Source organism: Bacillus sp. EB V-12 (assembly GCF_056158125.1).
In genome coordinates this window covers 1-9,208 of the sequence record NZ_JBUXJL010000030.1, presented here as the reverse complement: position 1 = coordinate 9,208, position 9,208 = coordinate 1, and the positions used below count along the sequence as shown (strand labels likewise).

At 34.4% G+C, this 9,208-nt stretch carries 7 protein-coding genes and 6 pseudogenes; 6 read left to right on the top strand and 7 right to left on the bottom strand.

Annotated features, from left to right (window positions below; translation table 11 throughout):
• Positions 1–328, top strand: a pseudogene (locus ACZDYH_RS30045) (transposase); the annotation flags it as partial.
• Here ACZDYH_RS30045 and ACZDYH_RS30040 read toward each other — a convergent pair.
• The 6 genes and pseudogenes from ACZDYH_RS30040 to ACZDYH_RS30015 form a co-directional block, all read right to left on the bottom strand.
• Positions 312–500 (bottom strand): annotated as a pseudogene (locus ACZDYH_RS30040) (ArsA-related P-loop ATPase); the annotation flags it as partial. The pseudogenes ACZDYH_RS30045 and ACZDYH_RS30040 sit on opposite strands and share 17 nt — an antisense overlap.
• Before the next feature lie 57 nt (positions 501–557).
• Entirely contained in the window at positions 558–878 is a 321-nt protein-coding gene (arsD, locus tag ACZDYH_RS30035; protein ID WP_474887994.1) for an arsenite efflux transporter metallochaperone ArsD, read from the bottom strand.
• A 54-nt stretch (positions 879–932) separates the two neighbouring features.
• Positions 933–1,019 (bottom strand): annotated as a pseudogene (locus ACZDYH_RS30030) (arsenic metallochaperone ArsD family protein); the annotation flags it as partial.
• Between the two features lie 54 nt (positions 1,020–1,073).
• Positions 1,074–1,184, bottom strand: a pseudogene (locus tag ACZDYH_RS30025) (arsenic metallochaperone ArsD family protein); the annotation flags it as partial.
• A 111-nt stretch (positions 1,185–1,295) separates the two neighbouring features.
• A pseudogene (locus ACZDYH_RS30020) lies at positions 1,296–1,786 on the bottom strand (arsenic resistance protein); the annotation flags it as partial.
• A gap of 30 nt (positions 1,787–1,816) precedes the next feature.
• Positions 1,817–2,164, bottom strand: a pseudogene (locus ACZDYH_RS30015) (ArsR/SmtB family transcription factor).
• Between the two features lie 611 nt (positions 2,165–2,775).
• Between ACZDYH_RS30015 and pstS the strand changes: the two are divergent.
• The 5 genes from pstS (at position 2,776) to ACZDYH_RS29990 (ending at position 7,278) form a co-directional block, all read left to right on the top strand.
• Positions 2,776–3,867, top strand: a complete 1,092-nt coding sequence (gene pstS / locus ACZDYH_RS30010; protein WP_474887992.1) for a phosphate ABC transporter substrate-binding protein PstS — start codon at positions 2,776–2,778, stop codon at positions 3,865–3,867.
• 78 nt (positions 3,868–3,945) lie between these two features.
• A complete protein-coding gene (gene pstC / locus ACZDYH_RS30005; protein WP_474887990.1) occupies positions 3,946–4,890 on the top strand; it encodes a phosphate ABC transporter permease subunit PstC in 945 nt (314 codons plus the stop codon).
• A 17-nt stretch (positions 4,891–4,907) separates the two neighbouring features.
• On the top strand, positions 4,908–5,744 hold the full coding sequence (gene pstA, locus ACZDYH_RS30000) for a phosphate ABC transporter permease PstA (RefSeq protein ID WP_474887988.1): 837 nt from the start codon (positions 4,908–4,910) through the stop codon (positions 5,742–5,744).
• 28 nt (positions 5,745–5,772) lie between these two features.
• The gene (gene pstB, locus ACZDYH_RS29995; RefSeq protein WP_474887987.1) at positions 5,773–6,525 is read left to right on the top strand and encodes a phosphate ABC transporter ATP-binding protein PstB; all 753 of its coding nucleotides are present in this window, start codon (positions 5,773–5,775) and stop codon (positions 6,523–6,525) included.
• Positions 6,526–6,573: 48 nt separating this feature from the next.
• Positions 6,574–7,278: a response regulator transcription factor gene (locus ACZDYH_RS29990; RefSeq protein WP_474887985.1), complete on the top strand. Its 705-nt coding sequence runs from the start codon at positions 6,574–6,576 to the stop codon at positions 7,276–7,278.
• Between the two features lie 548 nt (positions 7,279–7,826).
• On the opposite strand, the gene tnpB is transcribed toward ACZDYH_RS29990, so the two are convergent.
• On the bottom strand, positions 7,827–8,948 hold the full coding sequence (tnpB, locus tag ACZDYH_RS29985) for an IS200/IS605 family element RNA-guided endonuclease TnpB (protein WP_474887983.1): 1,122 nt from the start codon (positions 8,946–8,948) through the stop codon (positions 7,827–7,829).
• Positions 8,949–9,208: the final 260 nt, after the last annotated feature.

Sequence of the window (9,208 nt, the reverse complement as noted above, 5' to 3'; positions counted from 1 at the left end):
CCTTTCAAGTTCCAGATCGATTCGCAGCTATGTATCCTGATGCCGGAGGATGTAGTCATAAAGCTGGTGTGAAAATTCAACTAGAGTATGACTTGTTGAGTGGAGAGTTTTCTGATGTGAAAATTGAGCCAGGAAAACGAAGTGATCAGGCATATGAGGCACTCGAATAGGCATGACACAAAAGAATGAACTATATATTCGTGACTTAGGGTATTTTCGTTTACAAGACTTTAGGTCTATCCAAGATAAGGAAGGCTATTATTTATCACGTCTTAAATTACCAACTAAAATATATAGAAAAGAATTCGAAACAGTGGTATTTCAAACACATCTTGTAAATTAGAAGCTGGGTCAGTACTTATTAATAAAACTTGTTTCCCCATATCAGCTAATATAGTAGCTGTTGCACATGCAGTAGATATTTTTCCTACTCCGCCTTTACCAGTAAAGAATAAAAATGGTGTGAATGTTATTGTGTTTGGGTTATATAAGTTTGTCATCGTCTTTCACTTCTTTCTCTATTTTTTCACGTTTAACTTTAAACGTACGACTGGCTTTTAACTCAACTCTTCTTCTGTTACATCTGTTAATTGTGTAAGTTCTTCATTTGTGAGGTGACTTTTTTCTTTTACTAGTTTTCCATCTACCAAAGTTACAGGCAACACGTCTGGTCCTTTATCTGTTAATAGTTGACTAATAACAACATTATTGGCAAATGCATCTGGTTCACTTGCCAAATTATAACGATCCACATCAATTCCTTTATTCTTCAAGTTGTTAACAGCAACTGAACTACGAATTAACTCTGGATTAACACTTGGACCGCAAACTCCAGTAGAACAACACATTTCAGGATCGAAAATTTCAATCTTTTTCATCTCTGACTTCTCCCCTTCTTTACCAAATAAGCGAAGAAAAATTTTTAAATTGTTAACAGCAACTGAACTACGAATTAATTCTGGATCAACACTTGGACCGCAAACTCCAGTAGAACAACACATTTCAGGATCGAAAATTTCAATCTTTTTCATCTCTGACTTTTCCCCTTCTTTACCAAATAAGCGAAGAAAAATTTTTAAATTGTTAACAGCAACTGAACTACGAATTAATTCTGGATCAACACTTGGACCGCAAACTCCAGTAGAACAACACATTTCAGGATCAAAAATTTCAATCTTTTTCATCTCTAATTTCTCCCCTTCTTTATAAAAAAGCCGAGAAAGAATTCTCGGCCTATTTTGTTTTCAATTATTCTCCTGTTTCAGCATACTTTTTAATGCGTGCGCCAATTTCATCACGAACTCTTTGGAATACAGACCATTCTTGACCCGCTGGATCATCAAATCCCCAGTGAACCCAGCCGCATACTCCGTATCACCTTTGGCTAAGTCATTCCAAACGATAACCATCGCAATACAACGAGCTATACCTATCATGATTAAGCCCACCATATATTCCGGCTTATCCGGTAAGAATATAACAGCCAAAGCAAACATCAGAACAGGACCAATAATCCAGTTTTGTACCAGTGATAATACCAATACTTTTACATCTTTAAAAACGCGTCCCATTTCTTCGTAGCGTACTTTAGCGAGTGGCGGTACATCATTAAAATTAATCCAATCGCAAGTGGAATAGAGGGCGTTCCTACTTGTAAGTTATTAAGGCCCTCAACAAATCCAGAGGATAGATAGCCAACTCCGATCCCTACTGCCATCGCAAGAAAAATCCATAGAGTTAGATATCGATCTAGGAAAGATAGACGTTTTTTTCCCGTGTTGCTCATTATTTTTCACTTTCCTTTCTTGATGTTAATCTAACAATCACAATGTAATGTTGGACTGTTTTCCTTAATCTTCTTAATTGTTTCACTGTGATCTGGTACATGTCTTAAAATTTCTTCAATAAGTTTGTAAAACTCACTGCTTGGATTTAATGAATAATAAATCCATTGTCCCCTTCTCTCTTCTTTTACTAGGCCTACATCTTTGATCTTTCGTAAATGCCGGCTAATAGAAGGTTGGCTCATGTCAAATACTTCAAGAAGCTCGCATACACAGCATTCCCGCTTCTGTAAAATAGCCATAATAGTTAGTCTAGTTTTGTCTCAAATTAATTTCAAAATTTGTGATACTTTTTTTATTTCTACTACTGTTTGTTGCATTATTGCACCTCCTTTTTATCGAAACTACATAAGTTTATAATTCCATGTTTAGCAAAAATGCAACCAATATTCTTTGCTTACATTTCATTTAACAATTAATAAGTTTATAATTATATACTTATATAAATAACTGAAATAAATACCCCTAAACATATTATTTACATTTCTATTAATGAAACTGAAAAATAAAGAGTTTATCATTCAAGATTTATACGATGCTCTTTTTTCTGAAAATACATATACAACAAAAGCGATTGGACCAGTTAAAAATACCAAAACTAACCATATTAAAAACTTGCCCCTCATAATCTCACTTTTTTTATAGTCTAACGTTATATAAGAACACATTAAAATATTTAAAAGATAGACTACTACAATGAACAAATCCATCAATATCTCCATCTCCCTTCCTTATATACAGTAATTATTTTCATTATATAAGCGAATAATTATATAATCAATCATTGATTATATAATTATTTCTATTTTCTCTCGAATGTGGAATGTAAAAATAATGTAAAGTTAAAATTTACATTATTTTTACACTACAACTAATAAGCGAATGTTAATATAACTATATACTTATATTAATTCACTAAGGAGGATTTACCTTGTTAACAAACATTCGAAAAAAAGCATTTAGTCTTGCAGCGATTACTGTTTTAAGTTCTAGTATATTAGCAGCTTGTGGAGGTGGTAGTATACAAGACAATAAACCTAATCAAGAAGGCAAAAACCCTAAGAATACACAGTCCGTTCCCTTAACAGGAGCTGGGTCTACATTTGTATACCCGTTCTTTTCGAAAGCATTTAATACTTATGGACAAAAAAATAATCTTCAAGTGAACTATCAATCAATTGGTTCTGGTGGTGGTATTAAACAATTTACAGAGCAAACTATAGACTTTGGAGCTTCCGATGTACCAATGAACGATACTGAATTAGAAAAAGCTTCAAACAAAGGTGGAGAAGTTGTACAAGTTCCCGCTACTTTAGGTGTAGAGGCAATGGCTTATAACATTCCAGAAGTAAAAGAGAAACTGAAGTTTACCCCTGAAGTCATTGTGGATATTTTCTTAGGAAAAATTAAAAAGTGGAATGATCCTCAAATTCAAAAAGAGAATCCAAAAGTGAAATTACCAGAGCAACCTATTACTGTTGTTCACCGTTCTGATGGTAGTGGAACTACTTATATCTTTACTGATTACCTCAATTCTGTAAGTAAAGAATGGGCAGATAAAGTTGGGAAAGGGAAAGATGTAAAATGGCCTACTGGTGTAGGAGCAAAAGGGAACGAAGGTGTTGCAGGACAAATTTTAAAAACTCCATATACCTTTGGATATGTTGAATTAGCTTACGCTAAGCAAACAAAAATGAACTATGGATTAATTAAAAACAAAGATGGTCACTATGTAGATGCTACATTAGAAGGAGCAACTGCTGCTGCTGCGCAATTACCTGATGTAAATTCTAAACAATTCTCTATTGTAAATGCCCCTGGTAAAGACAGTTATCCAATTGCAGGATATACATGGGCTCTTCTATATAAAAATCCAAAGGATGCTGCAAAAGGGAAATCAATAGTAGATATGTTTAAATGGGTGGTCACTGAAGGGCAAAAAGATGCTAAACCTCTTGATTATGCACCACTTCCTGAAAATGTACAGAAAAAAGCTATAGAAACATTAAATTCTATTAAATAGTTCAGTAAATTCTTGATATAGTAGCACGGATATTATTTTCCGTGCTACTATATCAAGCTGTATGGAGGGACATTCAACATGAACATAAAAGAGACTATCCTAAAAAATTCTTCACGTATGAATCGTATTCGTTCACAAGATAAGTGGATGAAAGGTTTTTTAATAGGTTCTAGTTTTATCATTATTACATTATTTATTCTATTCTTGCTTTTATTATTTACAGAGTCAGAGCAATCCATTAAAGAATTCGGTTTAAAGTTCCTATACACACATGATTGGAATCCAGTTTCTCATGTGTACGGTGCTCTACCTTTTATTTATGGAACAATCGTAACCTCTGTTATTGCTATTACCATCGGTGGAGTAATTGGCATTTTAGCTGCTCTATTTTTAACGCAATTCGCTCCAAGTTGGCTTGCTAAACCTTTATTTTTCTTAATTGAACTTTTAGCTGCTATTCCATCTGTTGTCTATGGCTTATGGGGAATTTTCGTGCTAGCTCCTTTACTTCGAACAAGTATTGAACCTTGGTTGCAAAAGTACTTTGGATTTTTACCAATATTTCAAGGTTCGATATTTGGAGTAGGTATGCTAGCTGCAGGATTAATTCTCTCTATTATGATTTTACCAACGATTACTTCTATTGCTCGTGATGTGATTATGACGGTACCTAACGAACAAAAAGAAGCAGCAATTGGTATTGGAGCAACAAAGTGGGAAATGATTCGATTAGCCATTCTTCCTTATGCTTGGTCTGGAATTATTGGAGGTATCATGCTGGGTCTAGGTCGTGCTCTTGGTGAAACAATGGCAGTAACAATGGTTATCGGAAACCGTCCAGAAATTTCAACTTCTTTATTTGCGCCATCTTATTCAATGGCAAGCGTAATTGCTAATGAATTTACAGAAGCTACAAATGACATTCACATTTCAGCATTAATGGAAATTGGTCTTGTTCTATTCGCAGTGACGTTCATATTCTATCTTGTTTCACGAATTTTAATTCGTCGTGTTAATAAATAGCAAGGGAGCTACACATCATGATAAATCGTGTTAAGTTTAGAAATTGGAAAAATAGCTTTTATAGTCTAGTTTTAGCTCTAGCAACTTTATTAGCTATCATCCCTTTATTTAGTATCTTTTGGTATGTACTTCGTCAGGGACTTCCCGGACTTAGCTTCGAATTCTTTACACATCTTCCTACACCTGTTGGTGTTCCAGGTGGTGGCATGGCAAATGCGATTTTAGGGACTTTAGAATTGGTTCTAATCAGTAGCTTAATAAGTATTCCAATCGGTTTAGCCGTTGGAGTATATTTAGCTGAATACGGTAATAACAAACTAGGATCCGTCATTCGTTTTATGACAGATGTATTATCAGGTGTCCCTTCTATTGTTGTAGGTTTACTCGTATACGGCATGGTCGTTCTAGCAATGGGTAATTTCTCTGCGATTGCTGGAGCAATTGCATTAGCAATTATTATGATTCCCACTGTGACACGAACAACAGAACAAATGATTCGACTTGTACCTAGCACGCTTCGTGATTCTTCTTTAGCTTTAGGAGCAACTCCTACACAAACCCTTTTTAAGGTTATATTACCAGCTGCTGCACGAGGAATTACCACTGGAGTCATGTTAGCTGTCGCACGTGTTATGGGTGAATCAGCTCCCCTATTATTTACGGCTTTCGGAAGCAACTTTTGGAATTTTAGTATTGATAAGCCAACTGCTGCATTACCTCTGCAAATTTATGTATATGCTATCTCTCCTTATGAAGATTGGCATCAACAAGCATGGGCTGGTGCACTTACACTACTAGGAATTGTATTGATTATTACTATCATTGCTCGTTTTTTAACCAGAACAAAATATTAAATATATGCAACTTTGAGGTGGATATGCGATGACAAAGCAATTAGATGTTCAGAATTTACATGCATACTTTAAAGAAAAAGAAGTATTAAAAAATATTAATATGGAAATCCCACTTAATGAGGTAACAGCCATTATAGGTCCATCTGGCTGTGGTAAGTCTACCTTTATACGATGCATTAATCGTATGCATGAAACTGTAAAGGGTGCTCATATTACGGGTGAAATCACATTAGAAGAACAAAACATTAATGAAATGGATCCTGTAGAACTACGTCGCCATGTTGGAATGGTATTTCAAAAACCAAATCCATTTGCAAAATTATCTATCTTTGATAACGTAGCTTCTGGTTTACGATTAAATGGTGGAATATCAAAAAAAGAATTAGAAGAACGAGTTGAACAAAGTCTACGGAAGGTAGCACTTTGGGATGAGGTAAAAGATCGTTTTCATACAAATGCAATGGGACTTTCGGGAGGACAACAACAAAGGTTATGCATAGCTCGTACTTTAGCAATTGAGCCTCGTATTATTTTAATGGATGAACCAACATCTGCTTTAGACCCTATTTCAACATTAAAAGTTGAAGAATTAATTCACGAATTAAAAAAGAAATATTGCATTATAATTGTGACTCATAATATGCAACAAGCAGCAAGAATCTCTGATAAAACTGCGTTCTTTTTAGATGGTAATTCAATTGAGTTCAATAAAACAGATACAATATTTACAAATCCAAAACATAAAAAAACAGAAGAATATATATCGGGTCGTTTTGGCTGATAAAAATAATATAATATTACCTTGGATGAAATGGTTGGGGGGCTTTTCATGTCTGAACGTATTCTACTCGTGAGCAATAATGAATTTGACACAAAGCTAATTAAAATAATATTAATGCAGGCTAATTATAAAGTCATAGCATTTAATAACGGTTTAGACGTATTAGAACAAATAAAGGAAATACAGCCACATCTTATTATTTTAGATGCAACACTCCCAAGTATGAATGGGATTGATGTGTATCACCAGTTGCAAATACAAGGAATTTTAATTCCTACTGTTATATTAATTAATAAAGAACAAGGCCTAAACAAGATTGGGTGCCTTGCATTTGTTAATCAAATTGTAGATATTCGTACTTTTTCAGTAGTAGACTTTCCCCTTGAAGTACGTTCCATATTACATCGGACTGCTCGTTCTACTGTTATTTCTCAACAAAAAGAACTATATCAATATGGTGAGCTTATCATTGATGTAGATAGCCGGGAAGTATACGTTAGAAATAAAATAGTAATTCTTACTCCAAAAGAGTTTGATTTGCTCCATTTTCTAGCTCAAAACCCTGGACGTGTCTATAATAGAGAGATTTTAGTTAATACAGTATGGGGATGTGAACATCGCGCTGACACGCGCTCTTTAGATGTTCACATTGCACACTTAAGAGAAAAAATTGAATTAGATCCTAAAAAACCTGAATATATTCAAACGGTTCGAAAAATTGGTTATAAAATGGCGATTCAAGCACCTCTTTGATTCTAGATAAATTTTAAAATTTGCATTTAAATAGAGAAGTATGTAAAAAGGTGCTTAATATCAAGAAATAAGCACCTTTTTACATAGTCATTATTTTCACATGATCTCCATATACAATTCCTAGTTTTCAAATACCCCTCATCTCATTTCTCTACCTGATCTTTTCAAAAGGTAAAAAAAATATAATCATCTAAAAAACTCATTATACTTTGTAAGCTTATCAAATATAACAAATAGTTATTACTCTAACTGTTCTCCTCAATATTCTCTCTTTTAGAAACCATAATCATTTAGGAGTTGAACAACTATCTTACTCGTTAAAATATCAAAATTTGCTGTATCATGAAATCCATTTATAAATTCAAAAATTAATGCTAATACTACAATAGTGATAATAATTGTCACAAAATTCTCCATTAGGACTTTTATAATCCTTTTTACTTTTCTAAATGATTGTAAGAAGTAATCTACACTTGAACTACCCCCTCTTTCAATTCGTTTAGAAGTGAGGGATTCCTAAGTAAAGAGTTCTATCGAACTCTAATTGATTAGGCTAACCCCGCAGTCCTTGCGGTTAGAAGCCTTATCGCTTCATTCTTTATATTGATACTTGCGTTAATATCCCTATCATGGTGTGTACGACAAGAAGGACAGTCCCATTCACGTAGGTTTAGATTTTTAACGTCTTTATTTTGATATCCACAACAAGAACATAATTGGCTGGAAGGAAATGTTTTCGATACGACAATGACTTGTTTGCCATACCATTTTGCTTTATATTCCAACATGGTTCGAAATTGTGACCATGATACCTCACTAATTACTTTTGCTAACTTATGATTCTTTAACATATTCGATACTTGCAAATCCTCTATACCGATAACATCGTGGTTTTTGATGATTTCAGTTGAGATTTTGTGCAAGTAATCTTTCCTAGCATTTGAAATGTATTCATGAATTCTAGCTACCTTTACTCGTTGTTTATTCCAGCGAGAAGATCCTTTCATTCTTCTAGAAAGAACACGCTGTGCTTTCACCAACTTATCTTCTAATAATCGGAAAAACTTCGGATTTTTATAGGGTTTACCATCTGACAAAATAGCGAAATCTTTTAGTCCAACATCTATTCCAATGTAAGAATGTGTTTTCGGAAGTTCTTGTACTTCTGTTTCAACTAATAGTGACACAAAATATCTGCCAGAAGGGTTTCGTCTAACAGTCGCATTTACAATACGTCCCTTTACTTCGCGGCTGTTGGCAAATCGAACAAGGCCTAGTTTCGGCAACTTTATTTTGTTCCCTACAACGGCAATGTTTTCATTTGTTTGTTTTGTGGTGTAAGATTGTACGTTATTCTTCTTAGATTTAAAGCGCGGTGCGCTGTTTTGTTTTTTAAAAAATCGAGTATAAGCATCGGCAAGGTTGCGAACAGACGACTGAATCGCAATACTATCCACTTCTTTTAGCCAAACAAACTCTTTCTTCATGGCAGGTAGTTTGGCAGAGCATGTACCATAGGTCAAGCCTTTTCCTGTCTCTTTGTATGCGTGATCCCATAAGGATAGGAAATGATTGAATACAAAGCGGGAACAACCAATCGTTTTGTTGATTAGAATTGCTTGTGCTTGATTTGGATAGATACGAAACTTATAGGCTTTATTGATCATCATTTCATTCACCTCCATTTCGGTATATAACCATTATACACCGAACGTACATTCGATAGATAGTGAAGTAACACTTTCTGTATGTCGAACAATTAAGATGGCTTCCTGCCATCCCTTGTTCGAAGCCAATTCATCTCCCACCTACTCACTGGGCTGTGACCCTTCACGCTCCTTGAGGAAGGAGTCTTCTTGGCTAAAATGATAAATATACATACGCTATCCACTCTCAACTAAAAAATGACTTTCTATACAAATAAAAAAAG